The sequence below is a fragment of the Roseibium sp. 10G30-5 genome (assembly GCF_055809635.1).
Genome location: NZ_CM147918.1, coordinates 1,691,477 through 1,707,797 on the forward strand (window position 1 = coordinate 1,691,477; position 16,321 = coordinate 1,707,797).

The 16,321-nt window shown below is 56.1% G+C and carries 12 protein-coding genes and 4 pseudogenes; 7 read left to right on the forward strand and 9 right to left on the reverse strand.

Translation table 11 applies throughout. From position 1 onward, the window contains the following. The first annotated feature begins 482 nt into the window (after positions 1-482). Positions 483-1,017, forward strand: a pseudogene (rcdA, locus tag AC0L7U_RS08550) (protease adaptor protein RcdA). 261 nt (positions 1,018-1,278) lie between these two features. Here the strand turns inward: rcdA and rpmE are convergent. Continuing rightward, positions 1,279-1,503 (reverse strand): 50S ribosomal protein L31, encoded by a 225-nt coding sequence (rpmE, locus tag AC0L7U_RS08555; RefSeq protein ID WP_473695317.1) that lies wholly within the window; start codon positions 1,501-1,503, stop codon positions 1,279-1,281. Positions 1,504-1,854: 351 nt separating this feature from the next. Between rpmE and AC0L7U_RS08560 the strand changes: the two genes are divergently transcribed. Beyond that, positions 1,855-3,579, forward strand: coding sequence for an ABC transporter transmembrane domain-containing protein (locus AC0L7U_RS08560; RefSeq protein ID WP_473695717.1), 1,725 nt, complete (start codon positions 1,855-1,857; stop codon positions 3,577-3,579). Positions 3,580-3,688: 109 nt separating this feature from the next. Here the strand turns inward: AC0L7U_RS08560 and AC0L7U_RS08565 are convergent. Continuing rightward, positions 3,689-4,481, reverse strand: a pseudogene (locus AC0L7U_RS08565) (SDR family NAD(P)-dependent oxidoreductase). A 336-nt stretch (positions 4,482-4,817) separates the two neighbouring features. Further along, entirely contained in the window at positions 4,818-4,997 is a 180-nt protein-coding gene (locus AC0L7U_RS08570; RefSeq protein ID WP_473695319.1) for a YdcH family protein, read from the reverse strand. A 455-nt stretch (positions 4,998-5,452) separates the two neighbouring features. Between AC0L7U_RS08570 and AC0L7U_RS08575 the strand changes: the two genes are divergently transcribed. The 3 genes from AC0L7U_RS08575 (at position 5,453) to AC0L7U_RS08585 (ending at position 7,407) form a co-directional block, all read left to right on the forward strand. Further along, the gene (locus AC0L7U_RS08575) at positions 5,453-5,653 is read left to right on the forward strand and encodes a YdcH family protein (RefSeq protein ID WP_473695321.1); all 201 of its coding nucleotides are present in this window, start codon (positions 5,453-5,455) and stop codon (positions 5,651-5,653) included. 138 nt (positions 5,654-5,791) lie between these two features. Beyond that, positions 5,792-6,274 (forward strand): 5-(carboxyamino)imidazole ribonucleotide mutase, encoded by a 483-nt coding sequence (purE, locus tag AC0L7U_RS08580; protein WP_473695323.1) that lies wholly within the window; start codon positions 5,792-5,794, stop codon positions 6,272-6,274. Positions 6,275-6,381: 107 nt separating this feature from the next. Next, positions 6,382-7,407, forward strand: a complete 1,026-nt coding sequence (locus AC0L7U_RS08585; protein WP_473695325.1) for a 5-(carboxyamino)imidazole ribonucleotide synthase — start codon at positions 6,382-6,384, stop codon at positions 7,405-7,407. A gap of 60 nt (positions 7,408-7,467) precedes the next feature. Here AC0L7U_RS08585 and AC0L7U_RS08590 read toward each other — a convergent pair whose 3' ends face one another. After that, positions 7,468-8,877 (reverse strand): MATE family efflux transporter, encoded by a 1,410-nt coding sequence (locus AC0L7U_RS08590; protein WP_473695327.1) that lies wholly within the window; start codon positions 8,875-8,877, stop codon positions 7,468-7,470. A 275-nt stretch (positions 8,878-9,152) separates the two neighbouring features. Here AC0L7U_RS08590 and rpsU point away from each other — a divergent pair, with 275 nt between their 5' ends. Together rpsU and AC0L7U_RS08600 are read left to right on the forward strand one after the other, a co-directional pair. Next, a complete protein-coding gene (gene rpsU / locus AC0L7U_RS08595) occupies positions 9,153-9,377 on the forward strand; it encodes a 30S ribosomal protein S21 (RefSeq protein WP_473695329.1) in 225 nt (74 codons plus the stop codon). A 283-nt stretch (positions 9,378-9,660) separates the two neighbouring features. Next, on the forward strand, positions 9,661-10,509 hold the full coding sequence (locus AC0L7U_RS08600; RefSeq protein ID WP_473695331.1) for a tetratricopeptide repeat protein: 849 nt from the start codon (positions 9,661-9,663) through the stop codon (positions 10,507-10,509). A gap of 240 nt (positions 10,510-10,749) precedes the next feature. Here AC0L7U_RS08600 and AC0L7U_RS08605 read toward each other — a convergent pair. From AC0L7U_RS08605 to AC0L7U_RS08625, 5 genes and pseudogenes are all read right to left on the reverse strand, one after another. Then, positions 10,750-11,423 (reverse strand): annotated as a pseudogene (locus AC0L7U_RS08605) (pseudouridine synthase). Between the two features lie 93 nt (positions 11,424-11,516). Next, positions 11,517-11,798 (reverse strand): aa3-type cytochrome c oxidase subunit IV, encoded by a 282-nt coding sequence (locus tag AC0L7U_RS08610; protein WP_473695333.1) that lies wholly within the window; start codon positions 11,796-11,798, stop codon positions 11,517-11,519. 143 nt (positions 11,799-11,941) lie between these two features. After that, positions 11,942-13,318, reverse strand: a complete 1,377-nt coding sequence (locus AC0L7U_RS08615) for an ABC1 kinase family protein (RefSeq protein WP_473695335.1) — start codon at positions 13,316-13,318, stop codon at positions 11,942-11,944. Positions 13,319-13,430: 112 nt separating this feature from the next. Further along, positions 13,431-14,345 carry a heme-dependent oxidative N-demethylase family protein gene (locus tag AC0L7U_RS08620; RefSeq protein ID WP_473695337.1) on the reverse strand — a complete coding sequence of 305 codons (915 nt, stop codon included), beginning with the start codon at positions 14,343-14,345 and terminating at the stop codon, positions 13,431-13,433. Between the two features lie 109 nt (positions 14,346-14,454). Then, a pseudogene (locus AC0L7U_RS08625) lies at positions 14,455-16,285 on the reverse strand (M3 family oligoendopeptidase). Between the last annotated feature and the right edge of the window lie 36 nt (positions 16,286-16,321).

The following is a 16,321-nucleotide window of genomic DNA, read 5'->3' on the forward strand; positions in this document are numbered from 1 at the left end:
TCAAAGTTACTTCTCGTAGATTTTTATAAAACAAATCATCATTATAAAAAATAACAACATAGATAATTCTACATACTTGATAAATACATCATAACCTGTATCGAGTATCCCGAAATAGGACAACACACGTTCTAATTAATTCTCATTTTTACACTTTGTTAATCTTTATAATCAATAAATATGTGCATCCAGTCATCTGGATATTGAGTGACTTTAGGTCACTCTGTTTGACGCCTCCCTGTTAAAGACTCAGAGCTGCACCTTGTGCGGCTCTTTTTTTGCCACCTCTTGGCTGTAAACTCGTTGAACTTGATGGTGAGAGGGGTGGAAGCTCCATTTCTCCCGTTTGGCACGAGACTTGCGGGTTGAGGCTATCCGGCACGCCAATGTGTCTCGAAGCGACACATCTTTTCAGAGCATGCAGCTCAGACAAGACCCAAGGCGACCAATAAATGATAAGATTCGAAAGGCGCGTATAGCCAATGACGGACATCAGCACACCCTTTGGCAGAAGGCCCGACACTGTTTCCTTCGCCCACAAGCTCGCAGTTTCAGAAAATTTCTTGGTGCTCTTTCAGGAAGGCATGGCCCTCGTTGAGGAAACCGCCAGCTATCTTGATGGGCAGGGACGCATTGAAAGCAAAGACCTTTCTCGCCCTGCGTCTCTCGCTTACGCCACCGAGTCCATGCGTCTGACCACGCGCCTGATGCAGCTTGCCTCTTGGCTTTTGCTTCAACGCGCCGTCAACGAAGGCGAAATGTCGCTCGATCAGGCCAGTTCCGAAAAAAATAAGGTTCGCCTCGACAAGTTGAGCAGCGCGATTGACGGCCCTGCGTGGGACGGCCTGCCCAACGGCTTCCGAGCGCTTGTGACCCGGTCTGTGCGCCTTCAGGAGCGCATTCAGCACCTTGACCACATGCTGTACCAGGACTGACCAGGACGATGTGCCAAATTCGCACAATCCCGTTTTCGCACAACTCAACGAGTTGCAGGCCGCGTTCTCTCACGCTCGCTGAGGCCACACGTCACATCACAGGAGAGCGTTTGCGTCATGTCCAGGCCGAACACTCCGCCTGAGGGCCATACCTAGGCGTTCCTGACAGAGCCAGACTGAAATGATCCGCCTCACAAGGCGGATTTTTTTATGCACTCAACTTGCTCTCTGCGCTTTATCAGACGGAACAGCCAGCACGCATCATGAAAACACCAGACAAAGAAAAAGCCCGGTCAAAAGACCAGGCTTTTCAAAACATATTTGCGATGACATCGCGGTCCAATCAGGAACCGAGAAAGCCTGCAAACTTGTTCTTGAAGCGAGACACGCGGCCACCGCGGTCCATGAGCTGGCGGTCACCGCCGGTCCATGCCGGATGCGACGTCGGATCAATGTCCAGCGTCAGCGTATCGCCTTCAGCACCAAACGTGGAACGTGTGGTGTATTCGGTACCATTGGTCATGACGACCTTGATGGTGTGGTAGTCGGGATGGATATCCGCTTTCATGACTGGTCCTTTCCAGCACCGGAAACGGTTACGCCAAGCGATGCTCGTTTATAGGTGCAAACGTAACATTAGCCCGCGCGCACATTGGGCGCAGACCCCAAAACATGGAGCGGAGCTATAGCGCAAGGAGGCAGGGGAGACAAGAGGAAAAGGCGCAAGGATGAGATTCAATTTTTCCTTTCCTTTTTCGCAGCGAGTCCCCAAATGCAAAGTGCCCTGCTATGATCAGCCAGACCCGGAGAAACCGTGAGCCAATCAACCGATAGCCAGCCACAAGACGCCAAGGCCACCTCCAGACGCACCCTGCGCCCCTTGGCAAGTCTCCTGCCCTACCTGGCCCGTTATAGGCTGATGTGCGCCGGTGCACTCCTGGCACTTGTTGGCGCGGCGATCTTCACCCTCGTACTTCCATCCACCATCCGCCGGCTTATCGACCACGGCTTCACGTCCAATTCAGCCACTGGCATCGATACCTACTTTTATATCCTGCTGCTGGTGGTCCTGGCACTCGCTGCAACCAGTGCTGCCCGATATTACTTCGTCATGTGGATTGGCGAGAGGGTCGTCAATGACGTGCGCGCGGATGTCTTCGCACATGTCGTGCACCTCAGCCCAGAATTCTACGACGCCTCACGTTCCGGCGAAATCCTGTCACGACTCACGGCTGACACAACCCAGATCAAGTCTGCCTTTGGCGCCAGCGCCTCCATTGCCGTGCGCAATCTGATCATGACGATCGGAGCCATGACAATGATGGTGATCACCAGTCCGCATCTGTCGATCATTGTTCTCGCGGCGATTCCAATCATTCTGGTGCCGCTGATCGGTTTTGGTCGCAAGGTCCGTCAACGCTCCCGCTTTGCGCAGGATCAACTGGCCGGTGCCGCGGCCTATGCCGGCGAGATGCTGACGCATGTTCGCTCGCTTCAAGCCTATGCCAATGAAAAGCGCGTTGCGAACATCTTCTCCCGAACTGCTCAGCAAGCCTTTGAAGCCGCCCGCATGGCCATTGGTGCACGCGCTTTTCTGACGGGGTTTGCAATCTTCATCATCGGCGCCAGCGTCGTCGCCGTGCTGTGGACCGGAGCGCACAGAGTGGCCGCCGGCACCATGACTGGCGGCGAACTGTCCCAGTTCCTGCTGTACTCGGTTCTCGCAGCCAGCGCCCTGGCAGGCTTGTCAGAGGTCTGGGGCGAACTGCTCCTGAGTGCCGGAGCAGCAGAGCGTCTGGGCGAGTTGCTGCGCGTAGAAAGCACCATTACTGCCCCGCCACGCCCCACAGCCATGCCGCCGATGCCACAAGGCCCGGTTCGCTATGAGCATGTCACCTATGGCTATGCCAGCGCCCGAGGAGAAAGCGCCCTCAAGGCGATCGACCTGGACGTCAACCGCGGCGAAACAGTTGCCATCGTCGGTCCCTCCGGGGCGGGTAAATCGACCCTGTTTCATCTGCTGATGCGCTTTTACGACCCAACATCCGGCCGCATGTCCTGGGATGGGATTGACCTGAAGGACTTTGACCCGATCGAACTGCGCCGACAAATCGCGCTTGTCCCCCAGGAAACCGCGATCTTTGCCGACACCTTGGCGAATAACATCGCTTTCGGACGTCCGGATGCGGGCCGAGACGAAATAGAACAGGCCGCCATTGCCGCCTCGGCCCATGACTTCATTCTTGCGCTTCCCGATGGATACGACACACAGGTCGGCGAAAACGGCATCACCCTTTCCGGTGGCCAGCGCCAGCGCATCTCCATTGCCCGCGCCATTCTCAAGGATGCACCTTTGCTGTTGCTGGACGAGGCGACCAGCGCGCTGGATGCCGAGAGCGAACGTCTTGTGCAAACCGCACTGGAACATCTGATGAAGGGGCGTACCACACTGGTGATTGCTCATCGGCTGGCGACAGTGCTCAAGGCCGACAAGATCGTGGTGTTGGACAAGGGAGAGATTGTCGAAACCGGCACGCACCATGAACTGGTCGCACAGGGTGGCCTTTATGCCAAACTGGCCCGTTTGCAGTTCGATATAGAACGCACAGCGGTTGCTGATGCCGCCCTGCCGCCATCCATCTGACGCAGCGAGAAACGGCGCAGGCCGAGCGAGAGGCGACAGGCCCTCAAACCCAAAAAGGCGGCGCTGATGATCGCGCCGCCTTTCCAGAGATAAAACTCATGAAAGTGCTTTAGTCAGCGTCCGGAACATCGACGGTGTAGTTCAGCGGCATGCGCCCACCATCCGCATAGATTGTCTGTCCGGTGACGTAGCTTGAATCGTCTGATGCAAGAAAAGCCGCAACGCCTGCAATCTCGGACGGCTCTCCCAGTCGCAGCATCGGCGTACGGCTCATGATGCGGTTACGCGCAGCCGGATCGCTGTTGACGCTTGCCAGCATTTCAGTGGCAATCGAGTCAGTGCTCGATCGCATTGACACGAATGCCATAAGGCGCCAGCGCGACGGCCGTCGTCTTGGTCAACTGCGATACGCCGCCTTTGGAGACGCAATAAGGAATTTGGCCCGGCAGCGCCAAAACCGCATTGATCGACGACATGTTGATGATCACGCCCGGTTCACCGCCGTTCTTGACCTTTTCCACCAGATGCCGCGCCACCGCTTGGGAACACATGAATGTGCCCTTGAGATTGACGTCCAGAACACGCTCAAAGTCGTCGATTTCCAGATCAAGGAAGTCCTTACCCACAACGACCCCGGCATTGTTCACCAGAACGTCAATATCGCCATAAGCGTTCAATGTTTCGGCAATCAGATTGCGCACATCCAGCTTTTCGGAGACATTGCAATGAACATAAGTCGCCTCACCAATGGTCTTGAGGTCTTCGGTCGCGGCCTGACCGGCAGTGTCATCGACATCGGCGAGAACGACCTTTGCTCCATCAGAGACGAAACGTTTGGCCACCGCCAATCCGATTCCACGGGCAGCACCCGTCACGATGACAATCTTGTTTTCCAAAGGCACTGAAAACCTCTTGATGTGGTTGGCTGACGATTACGGACTGTTTTGCGAACCATAGAAGGCTTGCTTTGCCCTGTCGACCGTCCAATTGCGTAAGCCTTTCCCCCGTGACGGGCAACACCAGCCACCTTTTCAGAGCCTGAAAAGCGCTAAATCCAGCGCGGGACCCGTCCTCACACCTCTTTTGCAGTCCGAACATGCACAACCAAGTAAAACCGCCCCAGCCCCTTAAAAAGACGGGGATTGGGGAAACCGTCCCATGAACGCAACGAAAGGCCACCGGACGAACACAAAAAAACGCCGCGGAAAACCGCGGCGCTTAAGTTTGGAGCTATGCCTTCAGTGAAGTGTGTCGGAGGACCGAATTTTCTCGATCTCCTCCTTCAACCTCAACTTTTTTCGTTTCATGTCTGACAATTCCAGAGAGTCGGTACTCGGGTGAAGTCGGGCATCTTCAATCTGCCGTTTAAGGCTGGCGTGACGGCGCTCGAGTTCGGTGAGGTGAGACTGCATTGACATGGAATTGCCTCCTGTCTTGGTGGTCGATTTTCAAATCCTGCCACACTCGAAAGTTGGTTGTCGATCACCTGAAGCCACGAAAATCGATATTTGATCGCCCTTGAAGAAAAAACCTCTCTTCAGACTTAGAAATGTCTAAAGCCCGTCACAAAAACTACCACGTAGAATCACTTTCTCGAAATTATGTCGACATTTTTGCAAGGAATGCATCAATACGCCGCTGGAAACGCAAAATGATTGCATTAACGGAGAGCACACCGAAATCCCGTGCACAGGCAAATTCTGACCTTCAGGTCCTCATGCACGGACGCGCGGCAAGACTTCTGGACTTCTCTCGCAACTTCGCACTAAACATGAGACACTGACCTTGTTGAGCAAACAGGCCTCGTGTCCTTGGTTCGAAAGTCCATCGACGGAGCGCTCGTATCGCGCGTTAGATTATTTCAGGAACGTCCATGCCGGATGAAAACGCAGTGCGGGTTGAACTCGCCCAGTTGAGACAACAACATCGCGATCTGGATGCAGCAGTAGCCGCTCTTTCGAAGGCGGGAAACGCAGACGCACTGCAAATGCAGCGTCTCAAGAAGCAAAAGCTCAAGATCAAAGACCGGATCGTCAGTCTGGAAGACGATATGTTTCCAGACATCATCGCCTGATCAGATCACCAAGGTGTCTAGCCCGGCGGCCTGTCCCCGCGCGCCATTGCAGCGCCGCAAAGATTTCTTGCGCCCGCCCGGCACATTACTATACTGCCGCTCTTCTTGGGATCTGGCCTTTTTGGAGCCTCGCTTTTCATGGCAGACGTAGCAGTGATCATGGGCAGTCAATCTGACTGGCCGACGATGAAGCATTCGACCGACGTCCTGGACACGCTCGGAATTTCTTACGAGGCGCGGATCGTGTCGGCACACCGCACGCCAGACCGGATGTATGATTTTGCCAAGGCCGCAAAGGCCGACGGCTTCAAGATTATTATTGCAGGCGCAGGCGGCGCTGCCCATTTGCCGGGCATGGTCGCAGCCCTGACGCCCCTGCCCGTCTTCGGCGTTCCCGTTGAAAGCAAGGCGCTGTCGGGCGAAGACAGCCTTCTGTCCATCGTACAAATGCCCGGCGGCATTCCCGTGGGGACACTGGCAATCGGCAAGGCAGGTGCCACCAATGCAGCCTTGCTGGCGGCAGCTGTTCTGGCGCTTGCCAATCCCGCCATTGAAACCGCACTCGACGCCTACCGCGCAGAGCGTACGGCTGGCGTTGCCACGACCCCGTCACTCGATTGAGACTTTTGCCAGCCTCACCCTGCCGAAAAGGACCATCCCATGAGCAAGCCACGCCGTCTCACACCCGGTGATACCATCGGTATTTTGGGGGAGGCCAGCTCGGTCGCATGATGTCGTTGGCAGCAGCCAGCCTGGGCCTGAAAACGCATATCTATTGCCCGGATGAAAACAGCCCTGCCTTTGAGGTGGCCGACACATCCACAGTCGCCGCTTATGACGATATGGATGCACTGGAGACTTTTGCCCGCACGTGCGCGGCTGTCACTTATGAATTCGAGAATGTCCCCGGCCCAACCGCTGCGCGATTGGATGATCTGGTGCCGATACGTCCCGGCGTCAAGGCCTTGGAAGTCTCGCAGGATCGCTGGAGCGAAAAACAGTTTCTGCGCGCAAGTGGTATCGCTCTTGCGGATTTCGCCCGGATCGACAGCGACGCAGATCTGCGCGCCGCGCTTGACGCTTTCGGAGGACAAGGCGTGCTCAAGACGCGCCGTTTCGGGTATGACGGCAAGGGACAGGTGATGATCCGCACGGCGCAAGACGCTGAAAGCGCTCTTGCAACACTGGGCCACGCACCCGCTGTGCTGGAAAAGCTCATCCCATTCGAGCGCGAAGTTTCTGTCATTGTCGCACGTGATCTGGAGGGCCAGTGCACTGCCTATGACTTGACGGAAAACCATCACGAGAACCACATTCTGAAAACGTCGACCGTTCCAGCCAACGTCGACGCGAAGACCGGCGAGATCGCCCGGACCATGGCCGAGCGGATTGCCGCTGAATTGCAGTACGTTGGCGTCATGGGTGTGGAGATGTTCTTGTGCAACAGCACAGATGGCTACGAGCTTCTGGTCAACGAGATTGCGCCGCGCGTTCATAACTCTGGTCACTGGACAGAAGACGCCTGCCTGACATCGCAGTTTGAGCAGCACATGCGGGCGGTCGCCGGTCTGCCGCTCGGATCAGCTGAACGTCATTCAGATGTCGTGATGGAAAATCTGATCGGCGACGATTGGCTGACGTGGGACAAGGTCTTGCTGGAGCGAAATGCGCGCCTGCACCTTTATGGCAAGAGTGAAGCCCGGCCCGGCCGCAAAATGGGTCACGTCAACCGCATCACGCCGCGCAAGGACTAAGTGTGGTTCCCTAAACGTCCTCGCACACGAAGGGGCGGCCTTTGCCCCTTCAATCCCTTATCAGGACCGGCGGTTTTCAATCAAACCAAGCCGGTCCCGGCGCGCGAACCGTCGGTTGGTGAGAACGGCCACAACGGCGAGCCCGCCTGCAAGGCCAAACCAGACCCCCTGCCCGCCGAAACCGCCATAGACGCCGAACCCGAGCGACAATGGCAGACCGATGATCCAATAGCCGAAGATGGCAAAGTAAAGCGGCACTTTCGTATCGCCCAGCCCGCGCAGGTTGCTGATGCCAATCACCTGACCGGCATCAGCAAGCTGGAACACGGCGGCAACGGCTAGAAAGCCAACGCTGAGACGCAGCACTTCTGCCGATTGAGGATTGTTCAGGTCGAGATAAAGCCTGATAAGCGGTTCCGGCACTGTCCAGAAGACAAGGGCAAAACAGATCATGAAGCAAAATGATATGCCCAGACAACTCCACCCGGCACGTGCCACTGCGGGACTGTCGCCACGCCCTGCCGCAAAGCCGACCCGTGCCACCCCCGCCTGACTGAGGCCTACCGGCACCATGAATGTGATCGAAGTGATTTGCAGCGCGATGCCATGGGCCGCCAATGGCACCGGACCGAGCCAGCCGATCATCACCGATGAGGCCGCGAACAAACCACCCTCTGCAATCATTGACAGACCGATCGGCACGCCCATGCGGAAAATGCGCCAAAAGGCTTCCCAATCGGGCCGCCACAACCGCCCAAGAACAGCATATTTACCGATCCGTCGATGCAAGCTGGCATAGCACAAGAGAAAGGCAAAACTTGCAGTAGAGCTGATGACAGAGGCAATGCCAGCGCCTTGCAGTTCCAAACGAGGAAGGCCGAAATTACCAAAAATCAGTCCGTAGTCGAGCACAGCGTTGACCAGCGCAGCAATGAGTGTCGCCCACAAGACGATGCTCGCCCGCCCCATGACAACCAGAAAGCCGCGAATGACCATGATGCCCAGTGAAGGCAGCAGCGTCCACAACAACCACTGCATATACTGGCCAGAATTCGCGGCAATGTCCGGCTCCTGCCCCAGCAACTCAAGAATGGGTGTACAGAAGTGCATCAGAAGCATCGCCGGGATACAATACAAGGTGACAACCCAAAGTCCCATGCGAACAATGCGTCGCAATTCGCGCGGCTCGTGGCGCGCCCGCGCACGGGACCCCATGGGAATGACAGCCAAAGACAGACCAGTGCCAAAGAACCAGCACAGAATATAAAGATTGAACGCAAGAACGGAGGACGCAAGCTGCTCGGCACCCAAACGACCGATCAGCAACACGTCGATGGTGTTGATGGAGATCTGCGCCAGTTGCGCGCCCACCAAAGGCGTACCCAACCGCAATGTCGGCTTGAGGTCACTGCGCCAGAACGCATGGGCACGTCGAACGCGCTCGCCTCCCGGCAGCGACATCTCCCGCATCAACAACTCCATTCGGTTTTCGAAAAAAGACAGGCCAGCAAAACAGCACTGGAAGTGTTTGAAAACTAATCATCCCCCTCTCTGATGTCCAGCATAGAGCCAAGGTTGCGCTGGTTATCACTCCCTTTTGCATCTGGACAGCACGCAGGGAAACTGCTAATAGCGCGCGCAAATGGTGCGAAAGCCGGTCCCTTAGATGTGATCTGGTCCATGCGCCTTGTTATGTGACTTTCCGGCCATGGTGATTGGCCGATGACAGAGCGGGAAATTAACGCGTGCAGGTACTGGTTCGTGACAATAATGTCGATCAAGCACTCCGGGTTCTCAAGAAAAAGCTGCAGCGCGAAGGTGTCTTCCGTGAAATGAAGCTGCGTAGCCACTTCGAGAAGCCTTCCGTCAAAAAGGCTCGCGAAGCTGCAGAAGCAACACGCCGTGCTCGCAAGCTGGCCCGCAAGCTCGCTCAACGCGAAGGCATTGTTGTCGGTCGCGGTCGTCACTGACACGCCTCGGCCGGATTCATGATGCGGCCGGCTGGTTCCCACAAGACCGCAGCATCCGCATGAAAAACAAGCCGGCGATCTCACGACGCCGGCTTTTTCATGGAGTGTGGCTCGCCTCTGCGCCACGATGCCCAGTGGATGTTCGCTGCATGACAATACGCAGGCTTTTTCTGGCTATCGCATCGGCAAGGCTCTAGGATCTCCGCGGGGGCCGAAAGGACCCGCTGCTTCAAAGTCCTCCCTGGCGCACCGCCAGCTTTCAGTCGCAAGGAAAAACAAGACGATGCACGCTCAATCTCAGACGTTTCCGAAGTTCACCCTATCGCGCGCAGCTCTGGTGCTTTCGGTTGCCCTGTTGTTGACCGGCTGTCAGACCAGCGGCAGTTACAACAATGTGCCTATTGATGCGGCCGCAGGCTCCAGCGCCAACATCGACAGCCTGACCGCCGTAATCAAGGCCAGTCCAAACGAGGCCGGTCCTTACGAGACACGCGGTATCGCCTATGCCAAGGCTGGCCGTCTCGACGACGCGCTCGAAGACTTCAACCATGCCCTGAAGCTTGATCCGAATGGCTACCAGACCTACGCCAACCGCGCATTGGTCTATCGCCGTGAAGGCAAGCTGAAAGAAGCCGTGGCGGACTATTCCCGCGCCATTCAATTGAAACCAGACTACGATCTGGCCTATGTCGGACGCGGCAACGCTCTCCACCTGATGGGCAATGCCAATGCTGCGCTGCAGGACTTCAACATGGTCATCTCGCATGACAGCTCCAATGCACGCGCCTTCTACAACCGTGGTCTGATCTATCAGCAGCGCGGCGAACAGCAGAAAGCTGTCGATGACTTTTCGACGGCCATTGGCCTGACGCCTGGTGCCCCCAAGCCCTATGCCGCACGCGGTATCTCCTATCTGGCGTTGAACAAGCCCAAGGTGGCGCTCGGCGATTTGAATGATTCGCTTGCCCGCGACCGCCACTCTGATGTGGCCTGGGCCAATCGCGGACTAGCGCTTGAGAAACTGGGCAAATATTCAGATGCCCGCCATTCTTTCTCCAGCGCCTTGAACATCAACGGCTCAAACGCGATGGCTCGCCAAGGCCTGTCCCGCATCGACCGTGGACAGCATTGACGCGACAAGCCCTTTCTGAAGAAACGATGAATGACAACAGCCCGCGCCTTCCAGCGCGGGCTGTTGTCATTCAGACGCAAATCACTCAAAGAACCGCATCCCCTCGCACTCAACAATCTTGCAAAACTGAACGGCGACGCTCCACATGTGAGGTGCCCATCGTCGGGTCTGCCCCTCTCAACACGGAAACATCACCTTCTTCGCAAACTGAAAGTTACGATGGAGGACTTCGGTAGCCCCTCAAAACGGACATGGAGCCGTGAAAGTCACCCGCTCACCGCCCTGCGGATGGTGCAAGGTCAGGTGCTCTGCGTGTAGCTGCAACCGGGACGCAGCCGTAAGCGCTTGCCCAGAGGCATAAAACCGATCACCGAGAATGGGATGGCCGAGAGCGAGCATGTGAACACGCAGCTGGTGTGAGCGTCCAGTGAAAGGAAAAAGGCGCACACGCGAACTGTCACCGTCTTCTTCTTCGACTTCATACCGGGTCAAAGCAGAGCGTCCTTGCTCGTGACAGACCATCTGTCTTGGTCTGTTCGGCCAGTCGCACCGCAACGGCAGATCGACTTCGCCGGCCTTGTCCGTGAGCTGCCCCCAAACCCGAGCGACATAAACCTTGGCGGTCTTGCGACGTTCAAACTGCAATCCCAGGTGCCGATGCGCTTCAGGCGACATGGCAAGCACCATCACCCCGGATGTATCCATATCCAGGCTGGTGCACAATACGGGCGTCAGGATAAAGTTTGCGCGCGCGTGATTCCACGCAATCGGCATGATCAGCGTGCTTACCTTAGTACACTCAACAAGCCACTTGGCTTGCACACCACAAGCAGGTGATCATCCTGATGCAGGATATCAAGAAACGGATCTTGTGGCGGTTCATAAGTAAATGCAGGTATTTGGGGCGCAGTCATCCTCACCTTATACGGCATGCGCCCCAAAACGAAAGTCGTTATCTCACTCTTGCATGAGCCCGACGTACAGACGCCAGACTTACAAGCTCAATCTTAAAGGGTCAGGATCGTCAGGGCGAGCGTAATGCCCGTGATCATGATCCCGGGGCGCCATCCCTGTTCTCCCATAGGGATACCGAAACCAACCGCGCCCAATGTGCCCACAAGCATCAACGCGCCAAAGGCAATTGATGTCGGACCACCGAAGCTCAGCAAAATGAGACATAGGAGACAATTGATAACCGCAAGGACCGAAATCTTGAGAAAATTCAAGAAGCCGACGTAGGTGTGCTCGTGGGCATGATAGTCCATTGCCGGAGACTTACTTCTGTGCATAGCTCTCTCCTCCCGCATTGACGCAAAGTCAACAACAAGATTAGTAGAGCACGCAAAAGCAAAATTTTCAATTTTTCTTTTCAAGAAAAGTTTCCGCAATGCAACATTCGGAAATAATTTAATTCGATAAGTAAATTATACCGTCATTGCTGCAACGCACTCAGACCAGACTCCTCCATTACATGGTTCTGACTTTGCTTAACTTTATCAATGTCAAAATCAGCGATCTGCTGATTGAAGAGTTCGTAGAAATTCAACTCTGCACGCAGATGCAGGAAGACACCTCCCAAGCCAACAGCCGCACGATCCATGAAGACGAACTCCTGCGGAACGCGCACTGGGCCCAATTCCTTGAGCGCCTTGTGCACCCGGAAAGCTTCCTTGCGGCCATATTCTGCGGCACTCACGCCATCGGCGATCTGCCGGGTCCGGTCGGTCAAAAGCGGTCCGTAGATGAACCCCGCCCAGATGTTGAGAACATCCACCAACTCATTGGACAAGCCAGTGAACCCCCAACGTTCATATGCTGCCACAATTTGATCCCGATCGCCTTTCAACAAGCCGTGATAGAGTTCAACAACACCGGCAACAAACGTCGGCGGGAAAACACGAATACAGCCATAATCCAGAAGGTTGATACCCTGCGGCTGTTCGTCTTCATCAGTAAACACTGTGTAATTGCCAAGATGAGGATCACCATGGATCACACCATAATGGCTGAACGGATGCCACCAGGCATGAAACATCGTACGCGCCAACCGATTGCGCGCGTCCTCATCTGCATCTTTGAACGCCAGAAGTGGGCGTCCTGCCTGCCATGTCATTGTCAACAACCGATTGGTAGACAGATCCGAGACCACATCCGGCACACGCACATCCTCGCGGTCAGCAAGCATCAACCGATAGGCGGCCATGTTCAGCGCCTCGCGGCAGTAGTCCAGCTCCTCACGCACCCGAGCGCTGATTTCCTTGGCAATCTCCGAGGTATCAATGACAGACTGCATGCGTCGATGCATCGAGAACAGGAACTGCAATTGGCTGAGATCCGCCTCCACGGCAGACGTCATATCCGGATATTGCAACTTGCACGCCAGCGCTTGTCCATCATGCCCGGTTGCACGATGAACCTGCCCGAGAGACGCAGCCGCAGCAGGCTCACGGGAGAATTCGGCAAATCGACCCTGCCAGTCCGCGCCAAGCTCCGCCCGCATACGCCGCTTGACGAAGGCCCAGCCCATCGGGGGCGCATTGTTTTGCAATTGGGCCAATTGAGTGGTGTATTCGGGCGGCAGAAGGTCCGGGATGGTGGACAGGAGCTGCGCGACCTTCATCAGCGGACCTTTCAGGCCGCCAAGTGCAGCGGTAATTTCGGCCGCATTGCGTTCCTTGTCGAGCGTGTAGCCGAACAGACGCGCGCCAGCCATTTTAGCCGCAACACCGCCCATGTTCGTTCCGACTTTGGCATATCGCCCGATCCGGGCCCCGACCCGATTTCCTTCACGGTCTTTGCGATCTGCCATGTCTTGCCGTCTCCATCTCATTCAAGGGCGTGAAGACTATTTAGGTCAGCTGTCCCCGGCATCCAAGGTGGCAAGGAAAACCGCTGGTCTCAAAGGGCATCAGCCCCACCCCTCACCCGGTCACCATCGCTGACGTGGGGTCCCGCGCAGTTTCGGCAAGCTCGCCCAAAAGCGCCTTCAAACGCTCTGCATAGGCGGTCAGCCCCTTGTAGGCCAATTGGTCCGCACTCAACATGCCGATTTGATCACGCAAACCGCCAGCCAACGCCGCACAACGATCGGAATGTATGAGCAGGTTCAGCGGATCCTGCAAAATCTTGATCGTGAAGAGGATATCGCCGGTGCCCGGCAACCGCCGCAGGGTCTGGCGCTCAACGCGGATAAAGGCGTTGGCAAGCGCCACTGCTGCGCCCCCCTCCAGTTGCGGCATGGACTGTTTGGCATCCGGACGATGCAACTCCGGGCCATCATAAAGCGACCAATTAAAGCGGTTCACAATTTGCCCGACCTTGAGATTGTCGAACAAGCGTGCAACGACCTGCCCCATCCGTCCGTCATTAAAACCCGGAACCTTGGCGTGGATAGACATCATCGGCTGCCCGATATGCTCGCGCAGCGACCAGCTTGACGGAAAGCAAAGGCAGGCGGCTGCAAGCCGATACCCTTCCGCACTTGGCCGCATGATCACCAGATCTTCCTGCACAAGCCGTGCTGCCGCAATCAATGGCGGCTCATCTGCACCATCGCCCAGACGTTGGAGTACGGCAGCCCCGTCTCCGGCGGCAAGATCCTGGTGGTGGGTTTCCAGATGATCCAGGATGAGCTCCAACACTTCGGTCTGTGCGGCCTGCGTATCGCCACTTGTACGAAAGACAGCATCTCGCCGGTTTGTCAGCAGCTCTGCCTTGTGCCGGCGAAACTCATCCCGCCGTGCGTCGAAATGCAGCCAACCAGAGGCATCGGTTGGCTGCAATCCAACGGTAAACGGCTGTTTGGACCCATCATACGGCGTATAGTCGAAAGGCATCAGACACCCCCGGATTTCAACTCAAGGAAAAGTCTGCGCCGGAGCCGTCTTGCAAACCAGCCGCCACACGGAAAATTCCGTGGGGCCAGAGGTTCACAGATGCAATGGCTCAGTCTTCCATGGCTTCCAGTTCATCGATGATCCCCTCGATCACCGACAGCCCCTTCTTCCAGAAAGAAGGATCACTGGCATCGAGACCGAATGGCGCCAGCAACTCGCTATGGTGCTTGGTGCCACCAGCCTTGAGAAGGTCGAAGTATTTGTCCCGGAAACCGTCTTCGGCCTCCTGATAAACCGCATAGAGCGAGTTCACCAGACAATCCCCGAAGGCATACGCGTAGACATAGAACGGTGCATGGATGAAATGCGGCACATAGCTCCAGAACGTCTCATAGCCATCATTGAGACGCACCGCATCGCCCAGAGCATTCCTTTTGCGTTTTCAGCCAGATCTGACCAATCTGCTCGGAGGTCAGTTCCCCCTTGCGACGCTCTTCGTGCACTTCGCGTTCAAACGTATAAAAAGCGATCTGCCGCACGACCGTATTGATCATGTCTTCCGCTTTGGACGCCAGCATCACCTTGCGGCGCGCGGGCGTGTCCGCCTGCTTCAGCAACGACTGGAATGTCAGCATTTCACCAAAAACGCTTGCAGTTTCAGCAAGTGTCAGCGGTGTTGGCGCCATCAAGGGTCCGTTCTCACCTGCCAGCACCTGATGCACGCCGTGCCCCAGCTCATGAGCCAGCGTCATCACATCGCGCGTCTTGCCCTGATAGTTCAACAAGACATACGGATGCGCACTGGGCACTGTCGGATGGGCAAAAGCACCCGGGGCCTTGCCCTGCCGCGAAGGCGCATCAATCCAGTTCTTGTCAAAAAAGCGTTTGGCGATCTCCGCCATTTCAGGCGCAAAACCTTCATAGGCCGTCAGTACGGTCGACTTGGCAGCCTCCCAGGATACGACCGTCTGATCCGACTGCGGCAAGGGAGCGTTCCGATCCCAGAAATTCATCTGGTCCATACCAAGCCATTTCGCCTTCATTGCATAATAGCGATGCGACAGCTTCGGATAAGCCTCGCGCACGGCAGCGACCAGAGCGTCAACAACCTCGCGCTCCACCCGGTTTGCCAAATGACGGCTGTCGGCGATGTCCTCGAACTTGCGCCAGCGATCGGAAATCTCCTTGTCCTTCGCCAGCGTGTTGGTCACCAGCGTGAAGGTCGGCAGCTTTTCCTTGAACACAGTCACAAGCGCATTGGCCGCGCCTTCGCGTTTCGCCTCGTCGGGGTCTTGCAACAGATTCAATGCCTGCTCAAGTGCCAGTGTCTTGCCATCGATCTCGACTGACATGGACGCCATTGTCTCATCGAAAAGACGGTTCCACGCGCCGGCACCCGTCACTGATTTTTCGTGAAAAAGCTGCTCGACGCGATCTTCAAGCTGAAAGGGCTTCTCCTTGCGCAGATCATCCAGCCAAGGCTTGTAATGAGCAAGACCGTCATCGCTTTCCAGTGCCGCATCCAGCACGGCGTCCTCGATCCGGTTCATTTCCAGAGTGAAGAACAGCAAGTGCGAGCTGGCATTGGTAATCCGCTCCTGCACATCGCCGTAAAACTTCTGTACTGCAGGATCCGTAGTGTTTTGAGCGTAAGACAGCCCCGCATACGAGACGACGCGCCCCATCAGGTCTTCCAGCTCTTCATAGGCCCGAATGGCCGTCGTCAACGCGCTGACATTGGAGGCTGCAAGCTCTGCCAAACGCCCTGCATAAGAAGCTTCAAACGTCTTGGCACTGTCGAGACAGGCACCGAGATCGGCCTTGACTTCATCGCTGTTCAAGCCGGGATAAAGATCCGACAGGTTCCATTCGGGCAAAGCCCCAAGCTCCGTGGAAGATCCGGCATCGCTGGCCGACCGGCACTGGGTGTGAAACTCCATCTCAACTCTCCACTTCGCGTATCAGCATGACGACCA

What these genes read in the sequence shown, in the direction of transcription:
- AC0L7U_RS08590 (WP_473695327.1), bottom strand. Translation starts at nt 8,877, where the DNA reads ATGCGGGAGATGTCGCTGCCGGGAGGCGAGCGCGTTCGACGTGCCCAT.
- AC0L7U_RS08575 (WP_473695321.1), top strand. Translation starts at nt 5,453, where the DNA reads ATGCCGGATGAAAACGCAGTGCGGGTTGAACTCGCCCAGTTGAGACAA.
- AC0L7U_RS08560 (WP_473695717.1), top strand. Translation starts at nt 1,855, where the DNA reads ATGTGCGCCGGTGCACTCCTGGCACTTGTTGGCGCGGCGATCTTCACC.
- AC0L7U_RS08600 (WP_473695331.1), top strand. Translation starts at nt 9,661, where the DNA reads ATGCACGCTCAATCTCAGACGTTTCCGAAGTTCACCCTATCGCGCGCA.
- purE (WP_473695323.1), top strand. Translation starts at nt 5,792, where the DNA reads ATGGCAGACGTAGCAGTGATCATGGGCAGTCAATCTGACTGGCCGACG.
- AC0L7U_RS08610 (WP_473695333.1), bottom strand. Translation starts at nt 11,798, where the DNA reads ATGCACAGAAGTAAGTCTCCGGCAATGGACTATCATGCCCACGAGCAC.
- AC0L7U_RS08615 (WP_473695335.1), bottom strand. Translation starts at nt 13,318, where the DNA reads ATGGCAGATCGCAAAGACCGTGAAGGAAATCGGGTCGGGGCCCGGATC.
- AC0L7U_RS08585 (WP_473695325.1), top strand. Translation starts at nt 6,382, where the DNA reads ATGATGTCGTTGGCAGCAGCCAGCCTGGGCCTGAAAACGCATATCTAT.
- AC0L7U_RS08570 (WP_473695319.1), bottom strand. Translation starts at nt 4,997, where the DNA reads ATGTCAATGCAGTCTCACCTCACCGAACTCGAGCGCCGTCACGCCAGC.
- AC0L7U_RS08620 (WP_473695337.1), bottom strand. Translation starts at nt 14,345, where the DNA reads ATGCCTTTCGACTATACGCCGTATGATGGGTCCAAACAGCCGTTTACC.
- rpmE (WP_473695317.1), bottom strand. Translation starts at nt 1,503, where the DNA reads ATGAAAGCGGATATCCATCCCGACTACCACACCATCAAGGTCGTCATG.